Origin of the sequence: Shewanella chilikensis (genome assembly GCF_037953065.1) — a bacterium.
GTDB classification, from domain to species: domain Bacteria; phylum Pseudomonadota; class Gammaproteobacteria; order Enterobacterales; family Shewanellaceae; genus Shewanella; species Shewanella chilikensis.
Window position 1 is genome coordinate 3500948 of record NZ_CP149966.1, and the last position, 14793, is coordinate 3515740.

Genomic DNA, 14793 nt, shown 5'->3' on the forward strand with positions numbered 1-14793 from the left:
CAAATAGGTTACCGCGTGAAACGCCTCTTCATCAGTTTGTATCTACTGATCAGCCTGAGCTTTCTCGGGCTGGGATGGACCCTAGACGCCCTTTGGCAGCAACACGATGACGAGGCGGAACTATTGGCCGATGCGCCGCTTATGGCCATGGCTGCCATCTTGAAGCCCATGAGCCCAGAACAGCGGCAACAGGCGATCGCTGCCGCCAATGTCAATGCCACCTATCCATTGCGTCTGTTCAGTGCCGACAAGATCACCCTGGCCGATGATGGCGAGTTGGCTCCCGGTGAAGTCTTCACTACCCTGACCAACTCAGGTAGACAGATGCAGTTTATCCGCCTGGACCAACAGGTGCTAATGACAGGCCCGATAGACACAGATCCCAGAGCCAGACTACGTGGCCTATTCACCCTGTTTTTCTATCTGTCGCTGGCCGGTGTGGCCTTGGTTTGGGTCTGGCCGCTATCGAGAGACCTCAAGGTGCTCAAACAAGCAACCGAAGCCCTCGGACAAGCCAAATGGGATACCCGTATCAAGCTGTCACCCCGCTCTCAGGTAAAACCCCTGGCACAAACCTTCAATGAGATGGCGCGGCATATCGGTGCTCTTATCGACAACCAACGCCACCTGGCCAATGCCGTCTCCCACGAGATCCGCACGCCGCTGGCCAGGCTCAAGTTTGCCCTGGCGCTGATCCCCAACTATTGCCGTGAAGGCGCCGATGAAACCGCCAGAGCCGACTTTATTGCCGGCATGACAGAAGATGTCAAAGAGATGGAATCCTTGCTGCAGGAGATGCTCACCTATGCCAGCCTGGAGTCGGCCCAAACAGGGCTGAGGCAGGAGAACTGCGATCTCAGCGCCCTCTGCCGTCAAGTGATAGATAGACTGCAGAGCCTGAGCCCGATTCCAATAACCCTGGATAGCTCCGTCGCCAAACTACTCTTCACCTGTGAACCGGCCCTGATTGAAAGAGCACTGCAAAACCTGCTCACCAATGCCCAGCGCTTTGCCGAAAGCCAAATTCTAGTAACCCTAAGTGATGAAAAAGACAGAGTGACTATCGAGGTTAAAGACGATGGTGAGGGGATCCCCGAAGAGGAACAACGCAAGATATTCGAACCCTTTGTTCGCAGCGACACCTCACGCAACAACAATAAAGGCTTTGGGCTGGGACTGGCAATAATCAAGCGTATAGCCGAACGCCATCATGGGGAAATCCTGCTGTTCAGCCGCCCCGGGGAAACCCGTTTTTGCATAAGCCTGCCCAAGCGAGAACTCAATCGAGACTGAAATCACTGAAATCCAGAGATTCGTCTTCGTCGCCTTTGGCATCAAAGTCCAGGCTGTGATTCAACTGCAGCTCTTCCACCTTTAGCTGCTCCCTGCGAGCCTTTATCTGCGCCAGTTGCCAACGCCTTTTACGCGCCTTGCAAAGGCGAATAACATCCAACTTGCGGGCGTTGGAGAAGTTGAGCCAATCGAACCTCTCTTCGCGGTTCCGAAAACAACCTTTGCAATAGCCCTTGGCATCTGTCTGGCAGACACCGATACAGGGGCTGGGGATATCAAAAAAGACCAGTTGTTCCATAGGGGCGTAAATGCAGGCTCTCTCTGACGGCTGAACCTTAGGTATATCATCTCATTCTTAAAAAGGCGATTTTTTATCCACACCTTGCACAGACGGCCGCTTTGGCACAAAGTCACAGGGTAAGGTATATCCTTTCACGGAGGACAAGCGATGAAATTCAGGACACTCTTGCTGCTGTTACCCCTACTGCTGACAGCCTGCGCCCAGCAGCCGAAACAAGACTACGACCCAGGATACAGCTTAGCCAAGCTACAAAAGTTCACCCCGCTGCCGATTTCCAGCAGTGATGATCCCCTGAGCGCCGAGCGGATCAATCAGGCGATTATCGACACGCTGAAAAGCAAACAATTTATCGAAGTCAAAGAGTCAGCAGACTTCAAGGTTTCCTTTGCCTTTCGCACTACAGATAAGCCGAAAGATTCAGGCCTCTCCATCGGCCTTGGCAGCGGCACCTGGGGATCTGGCGGCGGCATAGGTGTAGGCACAAGTGTGGGTGTACCTCTGGGAGCAGATGCCAAACTCCAAACCATACAAATCGATATCATAGAAGCGAGCAGCAACCGCCTCATCTGGCGCGGCAGCGATCAGTTCAGCTTCAGCGATGGCGGCGAAGGTAAGGCTCAGGCAACCCGGGAAACAGTGATGCGGATCCTGAGCCAGTTTCCGCCTCAACCGTGAGCCATCACAGTGCGGCCGTTGGCCCATTGACGCAAAGCGTTGAGCTTTTCGGCCATCACCACAGATAAGGGGCGAGTCCGACTCAGAGCATCGAGCAGCCAGGCCTGATTGGCCTCCTGCCCCGCGGCCCTCGCGGCATAACGGGCAGAAATAACCGCCTGCTCTATCTCGGCGCCGGAGAAACCTTCACTGGCGCTTGCCAGAGTCGCCAATTCCAGCGCGGCCGGATCGATATTGCGCTTACGGCAGTGGATGCGGAAGATCTCCTCCCGGGTGGCGCTATCCGGCAGGTCGACAAAAAATATCTCATCCAGGCGTCCCTTACGCAGCAGCTCGGGGGGCAACGCGCTGATATCGTTGGCGGTTGCCACCATAAAGACTTCTGACTTGCGCTCTGCCATCCAGGTCAGCAGGGTGCCGAGGATCCGCTTCGAGGTGCCTTCATCGCTGTTACTGCTGCCCAGCCCCTTTTCAATTTCATCTATCCAGAGTACGCAGGGCGCCATCAATTCCGCCATCTCCAGCGCTTTTTTGAGGTTACGCTCCGTCTCGCCTATGTACTTATTGTAGAGTCCGGCCATATCCAGGCGCAGCAATGGCCGCTGCCAGATACCGGCCACCGCCTTGGCCGCCAGGCTCTTGCCGCTGCCCTGCACCCCTAGCAGCATCACGCCCTTGGGCGTATCGAATGCTTGCTCATCGCTGCCAAGGCGCCTGTGGCTCAGCCACTCCTTGAGTCTCGACAGCCCGGCAACATCGGCAAAGTCACAGGTGTCGTACTCAAATTGCAACACACCTTCCATATCCAAAAGCGCAAACTTGGCCTTGTTGACCACGGGAATATCCGAGTGGCACAAGGCGCCATCATCCCAGATAGCCTTACGGGCAAGACGGCGGGCATCGGCATGGCTCAGACCGCGAAGATTACCGGCAAGCAGCGGGATCACGGCTTCATCGAGACGATTCAAAACCCCTTTGGCTCGGGCCAGGCGCGCTTCTTCTATGATGAGGTTTTCCAACTGGGCCTGCCCTGGCATGGAGAGGGAGAAATGAGCGCAGTATCGGCTCAGTTCAGGGGGAACATCAAAGGCGTGGCTAACCATCACCAGGGTGTGTTGCAAGGTTTCGTGCTCAAGGGCAATCTCCTTGATCATTCTCACGTTACGCGGCGCCTCAACCACATAGGGGTGAAAGTCACAGAGCACATAGATCCCCTGCTGCTGGCTGGCCTTGATGTGCGCCAGAATATCGGTCGGTTCGGCATTGAATTTCTGCACACCTACTTCCCTGTCCAGCCGCTTGAGCCCCTGGGTAACACTCCAGCCATAGAGGGGCCGCATCAGCACACCGGCCACTCGTTTGAGCAGCTCCAATACCCTGGGCTCCTCATACGTTTCAATTATCACCAGGGGCGTACCGCCCCTGAGCACCCCGGTTAAGTCTTTGACATCCTGCATTCTGGCTTCCCGCACGATAATAGCGGACTTAAGAATAACAAAGTTTCAACATCCGCCACAGCAGCGCAAGCAGTGATCCAGCGCACAATTTATCAAGCCTTCCGCCCAAGCCGATTGCCAAAGGGTAAACTAGCAAAAAAATCCGCTGCCACAGGCAGCTACAATAACCAAAGGTACCCACACTATGTTAGGCACTCCCCTTAGCCAAGGCGCCGTGCGCGCCATGCTGCTCGGCTGCGGCGAACTGGGCAAAGAAGTTGCGATTGAACTGCAGCGCCTGGGCGTCGAAGTCATCGGCGTCGACCGCTACCCCAATGCCCCTGCCATGCAGGTCAGCCATCGTTTTCATGTGGTGAACATGCTCGATCCCGAGGCGCTGCGCGCCGTCATCGAGCTGGAAAAACCCCATCTGGTCATTCCGGAAATCGAAGCCATAGCCACAGCGACGCTGGCGCAAATGGAGGCCGAAGGCCTGAAGGTAGTGCCCACCGCCAGAGCCACCCAGTTGACCATGGACAGAGAAGGCATTCGCCGTCTGGCAGCAGAGACGCTGGGGATCCCCACCTCGCCTTACGTCTTTTGTGACACTGAGGCAGAATTCAATCAGGCGGTGGCCCAAATAGGTTTGCCCTGTGTGGTCAAGCCTGTGATGAGCTCATCGGGCAAGGGCCAGAGCGTGATCCGCGAGCAAGCCCAGATAGCCGCGGCCTGGGAGTATGCCCAGCAAGGTGGCCGCGCCGGTCAAGGCCGGGTGATAGTCGAAGGCTTTGTGCCTTTCGACTACGAAATCACCCTGCTCACCATAAGTGCAGTCAACGGCATTCATTTCTGTGCGCCTATAGGCCACAGGCAGGAAGACGGTGACTACCGCGAATCCTGGCAGCCACAGGCCATGAGCCAAACGGCCCTGGAAAAGGCGCAACAGATAGGCGCCAAAGTGGTTGAGGCGCTCGGCGGCTATGGTTTGTTTGGGGTAGAACTCTTTATCAAGGGCGATGAAGTCTACTTCTCTGAAGTCTCGCCCCGGCCCCACGACACCGGCATGGTAACCCTGATAAGCCAGGATCTATCCGAGTTTGCCCTGCATGTGCGTGCCATTCTCGGATTGCCGATCGCCAATATCCGCCAGCACGGCCCCAGCGCTTCGGCTGTGGTGCTCAAAGAAGGCGACTCAGACAACCTGCGCTACACAGGTCTTGCAGCAGCGCTGAGCGAAGCCGACACCCAGCTGCGACTGTTCGGCAAGCCGGAGATCCATGGTCGCCGCCGTCTGGGAGTTGCCCTGGCAAGGGATCTGGATATTCAAAGCGCCATAGACAAGGCGCTGCGCAGCGCCGCCAAAGTGGAAGTGATTTTTTAAAAGAGACCGCCATGAGCCAGCATTTTCAGGGTAAGTATGAAGTGGAACTCAAGTTCCGTCTGAATGAGTCTTGCAGCAAACAACAACTGCTTGAGCACCTCAATGCCATGGAGCATGAGTGCATGTTTGCCGATAATCAGGAGGACGACTGCTACTTCGATACCCCGGATGGTCAACTGGCCGCGGCGGACAAATCGCTGTGCATCCGGGAGATGCAGCCATCCAACAATCTGCTGTGGATCCTCAAGGGCCCAGGAGCGGATTGCTGTGAAGCGGTCAATATCTCGGATGCCGCCAGGGCCCATAGCATGCTCAGCGCCATGGGCTATGTGCCGGTGCAGCGGCTGCAAAAACGCCGCAGCATCTACTTTATCGGCAAGTGGCATATGACACTGGACAGCCTGGCGGGGCTCGGCGATTTTGCCGAGCTGGCGATCATGACCGACGATAGCGATAAGCTGGAGCAGCTTCGCAGCGAGCTTTGGCAACTGGCGGCCCGGTTCGGGCTGACCCAAGCCATGTTGGAGTCCCGCTCCTATCGGCAACTGTGCAACAGTTAAACTCGGTTAATAGCGTCTAAACCTGGTTAACAGAGTCTCCGCCAATAAAGGCGCGCAGATTGTCCACGGCAATATCCAACAGCTTCTGCCTGGCTTCTCGCGTCGCCCAAGCATTGTGCGGACTTATGCTGACTCCTTTGGCCTTGAGTAAGGGGTTGTCAGGCATAGGGGGTTCACTGGAGAGCACATCCACTCCGGCCCGCAACTTGCCCTGATTGAGTGCTGTGGCAAGCGCAGTTTCATCCACCAGCCCGCCACGGGCGGTATTGATCAAAATCACTCCGGGCTTTAACAGCTGCAGCGAGTCTTGATTGATCATCTTCTCGGTCGCCGCTGTCAGCGGGCAGTGCAACGAGATCACATCGGCTTCACGATACAGCTGCTCCAGTGGCGCCCAGCTGATGCCTTCGGCCAGGTCATGGCGCTCGGTTCGGGTATGCAGCAGCACCCGCATCCCCATCGCCCTGGCAATATTCGCCACTCGCGAGCCTATATCACCATAACCGACTATTCCCATCACCTTGCCCGAGAGTGACATCAGCGGTGACAGCGTAAAACAGAAGTCGGCGCACTGGCTCCAGGCCCCCGCCACCACCGCCTGGTGGTGCTGCGCCACTTGTTGGGTGTGATACAAGAGATGGGCAAAGACCATCTGCGCCACCGCATCCGGACCATAGCCAGGCACATTGGTGACTGTGATGCCAAGGTCGCCGGCGGCCTGTAAGTCAACCACATTGGTGCCCGTGGCAAGAATGCCTACGTACTTGAGCCCAGGCAGCGCCGCCAGTTGCTGCGCCCCGAGCACTGTCTTGTTGGTGAGTAAAACATCGGCGCCTTGGGCGCGCTGCAGCACAAGCTCCGCCGGAGTTCTGTCATAGATGCTAAGCTCTCCAAGCGCCTTGAGTGGCGACCAATCGAGATCGCCGGGATTGAGACAAAAGCCATCCAGAACCACTATTTTTAAGCTCATACTCACCTCTTTGTTACTCCACTCAGAAACGGTATCTTAACCCCAGATTGGCCTGTCCCTGCCACAGGGTATCGCCCTTGATATGCCATAAGCACTGATTGGCATCGCAAAACAGGCTGCTGTCGCTGCTTATCAGGGTCGCATAGCCGCGCACATCGACAAACAGGGATAGCTGCTCCAGCAGTTGATAATCCAGCCCCAGCCCAAGCCCCATGGAAAAACGGGTTTCGTTGCTGCCATACTCGGGACGCAATTGCGTCAAACCGGCACTGGCGGTGACATAGGGCCGCAGCTTGTCTTTGGGGAAATAGAGCGTGCCCCCCAGATGCAGATAATCGACGCTGAGGTCCATCAGCTTGTCAGTGCCCGGGAAACCGCTGCCACTGAGCTCTGTGCCCTGGTGGGAGTAAAGCAGATACATGTCACCCGGCTCTGACGTCGTCAGCCCCAACATAAAGCCGAAATGACCGGCCTCGGTAATATCCGCACTACTCTTGTTATTAACCGTGCTTTCGCTGGGTCTGTAGTCCAGATCATTGCCGCCAAAGCTGTAGCCGCCGAACGGCGCAACAAACACTTCGGCCTGAGCCTGACCGCTCAGGGCCAATAGCAAGGGAATTGAATAAGCAAGTTTCATGGCGCTCTCCTTGGGTGAACCCTCTTTCACGGCATGAGCCGACACCCAAGGGCGAGGCTCAGCGCATTCCTCTACTGCTCTTGACCCTGTCATAAGCCGCCTGAATATCCTGGGCCTTACGCTTGGCCAACTCCATCATCTCTTCCGGTAAGCCCTTGGCTACCAATTTATCCGGATGGTGTTCATTCATCAATTTACGATAGGCGCGTTTGACATCCTGATCGCTGGCGGACTCCGACAGCCCCAAGACTTCATAGGCATCGGAAACCGATGGTCTATGATCACCGGGCGCTTGCTGGAAGCGAAACTCTGCCTGCCAACGCTTGAGCAGCTCATCGAGCTGAAAGCTGCTGAACCCCAGCTCTCTGGCAATCACCTGCAGTATTGCATATTCCTTGTCCTGCAGCTCACCGTCTGACAGGGCTGTCTGGATTTGAATTTCCAGAAACATCTGCTGTACTTCCCGGCGACCAAAGGTAATACGCCGAAAACGGCGCAGACTGGCTTCCAGTTCAAAATCCGGCTCCTTACCCTCGCGAAACGCCTGCTGGGCATCTTTTCGCGCCGCGCCGCTGAGGCGCAGCATATCCATCAGACTGGTGGCCATGCGGATATCATTTTCAGTCACCCGTCCAGAAGCCTTGGCGATATGCCCCATAACGGCAAAAGTGGTGTTGAAAAACTCTGCCTGCCGACTGCCGGCACTTTCCCCTTGAGCAGCCGCCATCCGCTTGTCATATAGATGTCCAAGCCAGATCCCCAGCAAGGCGCCGAAGAAACGCCCGAACATAAAGCCGATGACACCGCCGAAAAATTTACCCCAAATACGCATCTGTTATCCCATAGTGTGCCCGCGCTTGGCCGGGCCAATATTCAATCTTGAACTGTCTTGTGTCCGCTTGCTGACTCGTGGTTAAACAGCCCCTTTAGCCTGCCTCAGCTCCAGCTGTTGCAACCTGTCCAGAGTGCCGACATCACACCAGTAACCCGTGAAATGACTGCCGCTGATAAGCCCCTGCGCCATCTTTTGCCGCAGCAGCGGCGCCAAGGCGAAATGTGTTTCTGTTATCCCATCGAATAACTCTGGGCGATATATTCCCACCCCGGAGAAAGTGTATCTGGGCGCGCCACTGTCGCAGACCCTCGAATGGCCGGATGTTTGCGGCTGTAAGGCGAAGTCTCCCTCGGGATGCTGCGCCGGGTTATCTACCAGAAACAGGTGCGCCAGCGTATCGGCAGCCAAATTGGGCAGCTCAGGCATGGCATCGATAAACACATCGCCGTTAATCACTAAAAAAGGCGCGTTGCCAAGTAGCGGCAGAGCCTTTTTGATCCCGCCGCCGGTTTCCAGCGCCTCAATCTCACGGCTGTAATGAATCGTCACGCCAAAACGGCTGCCGTCTCCCAGGTGTTCAATCAGTTTGTCCGCCTGCCAGGCGCAATTGATCACCAATTCAGTCACGCCCATGGCGGCCAAACGTTCAATGTGATACTCAATCAAGGGCTTACCGGCCACGGACACCAGAGGTTTAGGCAGCTTGTCGGTCAATGGACGCAGACGCTCCCCTCTGCCGGCTGCCAGAATCATCGCCTTCATTTGTGCTCCTTTGCCTCTGCTTGTGGTCTGGGCTGTGGTTGAGATTCTGGTTGAGCCGGCTGCTGAGTCAGCGGCAATAACCTTAGCCTGACCCAGGAGGAAAGCGCCTGCAACTGAGGATAACGCTCGCAGATATCGGCCACATAGCCGAGTGTAAGCGGTATATCCTTGAGATAACCTGACTTGCCATCTCTGTGGTGCAAGCGGGCAAAGATACCCGCCGCCTTCAGGTGTCGCTGCACTCCCATGAGATCGAACCAGCGACTGAAGGTGGCAAAATCAACATCTTTGCCAACCACCCCCTGCTCGCGGCACTGTTCAAAGAAGGCTTTGAGCAGCGGCTCGACTATCGCATCCGGCCAACGTATATAGCAATCTCTCAACAGCGAGACTGCATCATAGGTCACAGGCCCCAACACGGCATCCTGAAAATCTATTACCCAAAGCTTACCGTCTTTAAGCATCAGATTACGGCTGTGAAAGTCCCTATGCATGCCGACTTGGGGTTGCGCAAGCGCGCTCGCCGTCAAAATAGCAAAGCTTTCAGTCAACATGGTATGCTCAGCGGCTGTCAGGGAGACTTGCCAGTGTTTATCCAGCAGCCACTCGCTGAAAATCGCCAGCTCGCGCTCGACAAAGGCCGCATCATAGTCAGGCAAGGGGCCAAGCTCACTTTCCCGCACCGCCGCGATATCCGGCAAAATCGCCAGCGCCTTGAGATACCAAGCACTCACATTGGTTTCAGTCAACTCAGGCAACAATAACTTATCACCAAGATCCTGCTGCAGAATAAAGCCCTCCGCCTCATTGAATTCAAGCACCTTGGGCACTCGGATACCCGCTTGATGATACGCCCGCGCCAAGGCAATAAAGGGCTTGTTATCCAATAAGTTGGGCGGAGAGTCTGTGACTATGTAGTCACGACCATCCACATTGAGACGAAAATAACGCCTAAAGCTGGCATCACCGGAAATCAGCTTGGCTTGCAAAGGCTTACCGAAAAGTTGCTGCAACCAGCACGACATGGAAAGAAATCTGGGATCAGACAAGGTCATCTCATGGCTCTTGACGAAAAATTGCTTTATTATACCGAGGTAAAAAACAGGAAACAGCCAATAAATACAGAGTTTTTATGGCTGCGTTGCCCGAGGCAGGATGCAACTTTTCCCTCCGAATACTTGTCCAGACAAAGAAATCTAAATAATTGACCTAAGATGCAGATCCGATATTTTCTGGCACTGAGCCTTTTACCCCCCCTGACGCTGGCTGAACCCCTTCCTCAGGAGGGCGGCAACAACGCTCAATGTGTTATCTTGCCTCCGGTTCCCTACCATCAGGATGGGGAAAGCAGCGGCCCTTTGGCCGATCAAAAAATACAGATCCATTCGGATGCTTCTTCGGCGCAATTGGGGCTCGAGGCCAGCTTTGAAGGCAATGTGACCTTTTCTCAGGCCGGGCGCAAAATTTCCGCCGAAAGGGCTACTGTTAATCAGCAGGAACAACAATTAACCGCTCAGGGTAACTTGGTATTTCAAGACCCGCTGTTTACCGTGACCGCCGACTCGCTGATGGCGCAGATGCGTTCCAACAACGCCACCCTTGAAGGGGCACAGTACTGGCTCCACGGTCAACAGGTTCACGGTGATGCCCAGAAACTGGAAATCACCCAAAACAACAACCTGATCCTGAACAACACCAACTTCACCACTTGCCCACCGGATAATGTCTCCTGGCTGCTGGAAGCCGAGAAGATCAAAATCGACAGCAAAGAAGAGTGGGGGGAGATCTGGGACGCCAAACTCAGAATAGGCGGAGTGCCGGTATTCTACATCCCCTATATGACAGTGCCGGTTTCGGAGAAACGCAAGACAGGTTTCCTGTTTCCCAGTTTCAGCTCCAGCACCACCAACGGGGTGGAATTTGCCGCGCCGTTTTATTGGAACATAGCCCCCGAGTACGATCTGACCTTTACCCCGCACTATATGTCGTCGCGGGGCTTGTTTACCAAGACAGAATTCCGCTATCTGCTGGGCGACCCCGGCGATCGGCAAACGCCTACAGGCCAGTTCAATCTGGAGTACCTGGGCAGCGACAACATGCTCGATGGCAGCCCCAACCGCTATATGTATCACTGGGAACACAGCGACGCCCTGGATGAAAACTGGCGGGTGCTGGCCAACTATACCGATGTTTCGGACAACAACTACTTCAACGATCTCAATTCTGATGTCAATCGTGCCACGGACAACCAGCTGTCCCGGGTTGGCGAAATCGCCTATTTCACCGATAACTGGGACTTCAGTGCCAGGGTGCAGGACATTAAGGTACTGGGCAAGGAAGAGCGGCCCTATCAGGTGATGCCGCAGTTGAACTTCAACTACCGCACTCCGGGAATGTGGCAAGGCCTGGATTTCAACTTCGCCTCAGAGATAACCAACTTCCGTCACAAAGAAGATATCTACACCACGGCAACACGGGTACATATGGAGCCCAGTATCCTTTTGCCTATACATGGTCCGGCTGGGTCGCTGACCAGTGAAGTCAAGTTGATGCAAACCAACTACTGGCAACACAATATTCAGCAGCCCGACCAGGAGAGCAGTATCAGCCGTACCTTGCCTCAGGTGAGGATTCACGGTCAGATAAACTTCGAGCGCTATACCGACTACTTTAACCAGAACTATCGCCAGACGTTGGAACCTCAGTTCCAGTATCTGTATGTCGGCTATGAAGACCAGTCCAAAATCGGTCTTTATGACACGGGTGAACTGCAACAGGACTATTTCGGTCTGTTCCGCGACCGCCGGTTTTCGGGGCTGGACCGCATCGCCGATGCCAACCAGTTGACCCTGGGTCTGACCACCCGCCTGTTTGATGAACGTAACCTGGAACAACTGAAGTTCAGCCTGGGCCAGATCATCTACTTCGACGACAGCAAGGTCAGCCTCTATGAAGATGACCTCACAGAGCAGCCATCCACCTCGGTACTGGCCGCTGAGCTGGATGCCAGAGTCTACAAAGACTGGTTTGTCAGCGGTGCGATTCAATACGATACCCGTAACAGCTCCAACAAGAAGAGCGAAGCATCTCTGGACTACCGCCCCGGCCCTAACAAACTGCTGCAGTTCAGCTATCGTTATGTGCCGGATCTGCTCAACAGTAACACCAACGACAGAGTGGATATCTCCCAGGCTGGTTTCCGTACTACCTGGCCTATTACCGATGAACTCTATTTTGTCGGCAACTGGTATTACGATCTTAAAGAGGAACGCTCAGTGGAAAGCTATACCGGCTTCCAGTACGAATCATGCTGCTGGGCAGTGCGTTTGAGCTACCACTACCGCATCAAGACCAACTATGAGGACGACCTCAGGAGTGCGGCCCCCAACGAACGCGAAATGTTCGAAACCGGCGTCTACCTCAACTTTGTGATCAAAGGTCTCGGCGGCTCAGGCCCGCTGGGGGTCAACGACATGTTGGATGAAGGTCTGTTCAACTACCGCAAACCACTTTATCTGAGGAATTAATCAAGATTTGTGGTAGATTGCTGAACCTCGGACAGGACAGAGAGTCCAATCTGGACAACCCGGGCCGCTGCCATCGGCGGCCAACGAAACGAAAATGTGGCAAGGATTTTGTGGATGAAACCCTGTAAGAAACTGATTTTTGGATTTTTTGCTCTAGTCATGAGCCAGGCTTCCCTGGCTGCACCACAACTGCTGGATCGCGTTGCGGTGCAAATCAACGACGGCATAGTGCTGGAAAGTGAAGTCCAGAACATGGTCGACACAGTCAAGGCCAACGCCAAAGCCGCCGGCCAGAGTCTGCCTTCAGATCAGGCACTGCGTACCCAGGTTATTGAGCGTTTGATCCTGACCCGTCTGCAACTGCAGATGGCAGACCGTATCGGCCTGCATATCGGGGATCTGCAGCTGGACCAAACCATAGAAAACATTGCCAAGCAACAGAACATGACTGTCGCCCAGATGCGCGCCGAAATTGAAGCCGATGGCAGCAGCTTCAGCCAATACCGCGAGCAACTGCGTGAAGAAGTAACCATAGGTGAGATCCAGCGTATTCAAGTACAGCGCCGAATTCAGGTTTCACCCCAGGAGATCAATAACCTGGTGAAGCTGATCAAGGAACAGGGCCTGAAAGACGTGGAATACCAGGTTGGCCACATTCTGATTGAAGTGCCTTCCAACCCCACTTCAGAGCAACTGGAAGGAGCCAGCAAGCGTGCCAATGCCGTACTGGAGCGCCTGAAATCCGGTGCCGACTTCCGTGAAACCGCCATCGCTTCTTCCGCCGGTCCCAAGGCACTGGAAGGCGGTATCTGGGATTACATGAACATCAATGAGATGCCTACCCTGTTTGCCGAAGTGATCACAGATGCCAAGAAAGGCGACATCATAGGCCCTATCAAGAGTGGTGCCGGATTCCATATCATCAAGATCATGGACGCCCGCGGCCTGCAGACCAAAGAAGTCGAGGAAGTCAGAGCCCGCCATATCCTGCTCAAGCCGTCACCGATTCTGTCTGAAGACAGAGCCAAGGCGATGCTGCAACAGTTCCTCAAACAGATCCGCAGCGGCGAAGCCAAGTTTGAAGATCTGGCGCGCCAGTACTCGGAAGATCCCGGTAGTGCTACCAAAGGCGGTGAGCTGGGTTGGGCCGACCCAAGCATTTATGTGCCCGAGTTCGCCCAGACACTTAACAGCCTGAAGCAGGGTGAAATCAGTGAGCCGTTCCGTTCAACTCACGGCTGGCACATCACTCAATTGGAAGAGAGACGCAAGACAGATGCCACAGATCAGTTCAACACCAACCGTGCGCATCAGTTGATCTTCCGCCGCAAATTCAATGAAGAGTTACAAAACTGGCTGGACGAAATGCGGGCCGACGCATACATTGAACTCTTCGACCCAGAAACTGATAGAGGTTAAGTCGCTTGGATATTAAACGTATTGCCATTACCCCCGGAGAGCCTGCCGGCATAGGCCCGGATCTGGTAGTACAGCTGGCGCAGCGCGACTGGCCGGCCGAGCTGGTTGTGTGCGCGGATCCTGCCTTATTGCAGGCGCGCGCCAAGATGCTGGGGCTCAGTCTCCAGCTCAAGCCTTATCAGCCAAGCCAAGCAGCCAAACCACAACAAGCCGGTAGTTTAACCATAGTGCCCTTCCCCATGGCCTGTGAGCCTCGCTGCGGCGTGCTCAATGAGCAAAACAGCGCCTATGTGGTCGACACCCTACGCTATGCGGGTGAAAAAAACATGAACGGCGAGTTTGATGCCGTGGTGACAGGCCCGGTCCACAAGGGCATTATCAATCAGGCCGGGATCCCTTTTTCCGGGCATACCGAGTTTTTTGCCCATCAGGCCGGTTGCCAGGATGTGGTGATGATGCTCGCCTGCCCTGGTCTGCAGGTAGCCCTGGTGACTACTCACATTCCACTGGCTTACGTTTCCAAGGCGATCACCCGCGAACGCCTGCATCAGATCATTAAGATACTGCATCAGGACTTGGTGAATAAGTTTGCCCTGGACAACCCCAAGATTTATGTCTGTGGCCTCAACCCCCATGCCGGTGAAGATGGCCATCTGGGACGGGAAGAGCTGGATGTGATCATCCCGGCGCTGAACGAGCTCAGAGAGCAGGAGCAGATGCGCATTATAGGCCCCCTGCCTGCCGATACCCTGTTCCAACCCAAGTATCTGCAAGACGCCGATGTGGTGCTGGCCATGTACCACGACCAAGGCCTGCCTGTGCTCAAGTCACAAGGCTTTGGCAAATCGGTTAATATCACTCTGGGCCTGCCCTATATCCGCACTTCGGTGGATCATGGCACGGCGCTGGAACTCGCAGGCACAGGCAAGGCCGATATCGGCAGCTTCGTCTGTGCACTCAACAAGGCCATAGAACTGGCCGGTAAAAACTGATCCAA

14 protein-coding genes are annotated in these 14793 nt (G+C 55.0%); 7 read left to right on the top strand and 7 right to left on the bottom strand.

Annotated elements, in window-relative coordinates; all coding sequences use genetic code 11:
• Positions 1-15 precede the first annotated feature (15 nt).
• Complete coding sequence (locus tag WKR14_RS15915; RefSeq protein WP_165565508.1) at positions 16-1293, top strand: ATP-binding protein; 1278 nt, start codon at positions 16-18, stop codon at positions 1291-1293.
• On the opposite strand, the gene WKR14_RS15920 is transcribed toward WKR14_RS15915, so the two are convergent.
• Positions 1280-1591: a DUF1289 domain-containing protein gene (locus WKR14_RS15920; RefSeq protein WP_101055629.1), complete on the bottom strand. Its 312-nt coding sequence runs from the start codon at positions 1589-1591 to the stop codon at positions 1280-1282. The two genes, WKR14_RS15915 and WKR14_RS15920, sit on opposite strands and share 14 nt — an antisense overlap.
• Before the next feature lie 150 nt (positions 1592-1741).
• Here WKR14_RS15920 and WKR14_RS15925 point away from each other — a divergent pair, with 150 nt between their 5' ends.
• The gene (locus tag WKR14_RS15925; protein WP_339086864.1) at positions 1742-2269 is read left to right on the top strand and encodes a DUF4136 domain-containing protein; all 528 of its coding nucleotides are present in this window, start codon (positions 1742-1744) and stop codon (positions 2267-2269) included.
• Here the strand turns inward: WKR14_RS15925 and WKR14_RS15930 are convergent.
• Positions 2260-3726, bottom strand: a complete 1467-nt coding sequence (locus WKR14_RS15930; protein WP_165565509.1) for an AAA family ATPase — start codon at positions 3724-3726, stop codon at positions 2260-2262. The two genes, WKR14_RS15925 and WKR14_RS15930, sit on opposite strands and share 10 nt — an antisense overlap.
• 184 nt (positions 3727-3910) lie before the next feature.
• On the opposite strand from WKR14_RS15930, the gene purT reads away from it, so the two are divergent.
• Together purT and WKR14_RS15940 are read left to right on the top strand one after the other, a co-directional pair.
• Positions 3911-5086 carry a formate-dependent phosphoribosylglycinamide formyltransferase gene (gene purT, locus WKR14_RS15935; RefSeq protein WP_165565510.1) on the top strand — a complete coding sequence of 392 codons (1176 nt, stop codon included), beginning with the start codon at positions 3911-3913 and terminating at the stop codon, positions 5084-5086.
• A gap of 11 nt (positions 5087-5097) precedes the next feature.
• Positions 5098-5646 carry a class IV adenylate cyclase gene (locus tag WKR14_RS15940; protein WP_339086867.1) on the top strand — a complete coding sequence of 183 codons (549 nt, stop codon included), beginning with the start codon at positions 5098-5100 and terminating at the stop codon, positions 5644-5646.
• Positions 5647-5662: 16 nt separating this feature from the next.
• Here the strand turns inward: WKR14_RS15940 and WKR14_RS15945 are convergent, their stop codons facing one another.
• From WKR14_RS15945 to WKR14_RS15965, 5 genes are all read right to left on the bottom strand, one after another.
• Positions 5663-6616 carry a D-2-hydroxyacid dehydrogenase gene (locus WKR14_RS15945; protein ID WP_144225239.1) on the bottom strand — a complete coding sequence of 318 codons (954 nt, stop codon included), beginning with the start codon at positions 6614-6616 and terminating at the stop codon, positions 5663-5665.
• 22 nt (positions 6617-6638) lie between these two features.
• Positions 6639-7253 carry an outer membrane beta-barrel protein gene (locus tag WKR14_RS15950; RefSeq protein ID WP_234556227.1) on the bottom strand — a complete coding sequence of 205 codons (615 nt, stop codon included), beginning with the start codon at positions 7251-7253 and terminating at the stop codon, positions 6639-6641.
• Positions 7254-7311: 58 nt separating this feature from the next.
• Entirely contained in the window at positions 7312-8085 is a 774-nt protein-coding gene (djlA, locus tag WKR14_RS15955; protein WP_339086870.1) for a co-chaperone DjlA, read from the bottom strand.
• 81 nt (positions 8086-8166) lie between these two features.
• Positions 8167-8850, bottom strand: a complete 684-nt coding sequence (murU, locus tag WKR14_RS15960; protein ID WP_339086872.1) for an N-acetylmuramate alpha-1-phosphate uridylyltransferase MurU — start codon at positions 8848-8850, stop codon at positions 8167-8169.
• Entirely contained in the window at positions 8847-9905 is a 1059-nt protein-coding gene (locus tag WKR14_RS15965) for an aminoglycoside phosphotransferase family protein (RefSeq protein ID WP_339086873.1), read from the bottom strand. Before WKR14_RS15965 ends, murU begins: the two co-directional genes overlap by 4 nt.
• A gap of 159 nt (positions 9906-10064) precedes the next feature.
• Between WKR14_RS15965 and lptD the strand changes: the two genes are divergently transcribed.
• From lptD to pdxA, 3 genes are all read left to right on the top strand, one after another.
• Complete coding sequence (lptD, locus tag WKR14_RS15970) at positions 10065-12377, top strand: LPS assembly protein LptD (protein WP_101055646.1); 2313 nt, start codon at positions 10065-10067, stop codon at positions 12375-12377.
• A 114-nt stretch (positions 12378-12491) separates the two neighbouring features.
• Positions 12492-13796: a peptidylprolyl isomerase SurA gene (gene surA, locus WKR14_RS15975; RefSeq protein ID WP_339086874.1), complete on the top strand. Its 1305-nt coding sequence runs from the start codon at positions 12492-12494 to the stop codon at positions 13794-13796.
• 5 nt (positions 13797-13801) lie between these two features.
• Positions 13802-14788, top strand: coding sequence for a 4-hydroxythreonine-4-phosphate dehydrogenase PdxA (gene pdxA / locus WKR14_RS15980; RefSeq protein WP_071475819.1), 987 nt, complete (start codon positions 13802-13804; stop codon positions 14786-14788).
• Positions 14789-14793 lie beyond the last annotated feature (5 nt).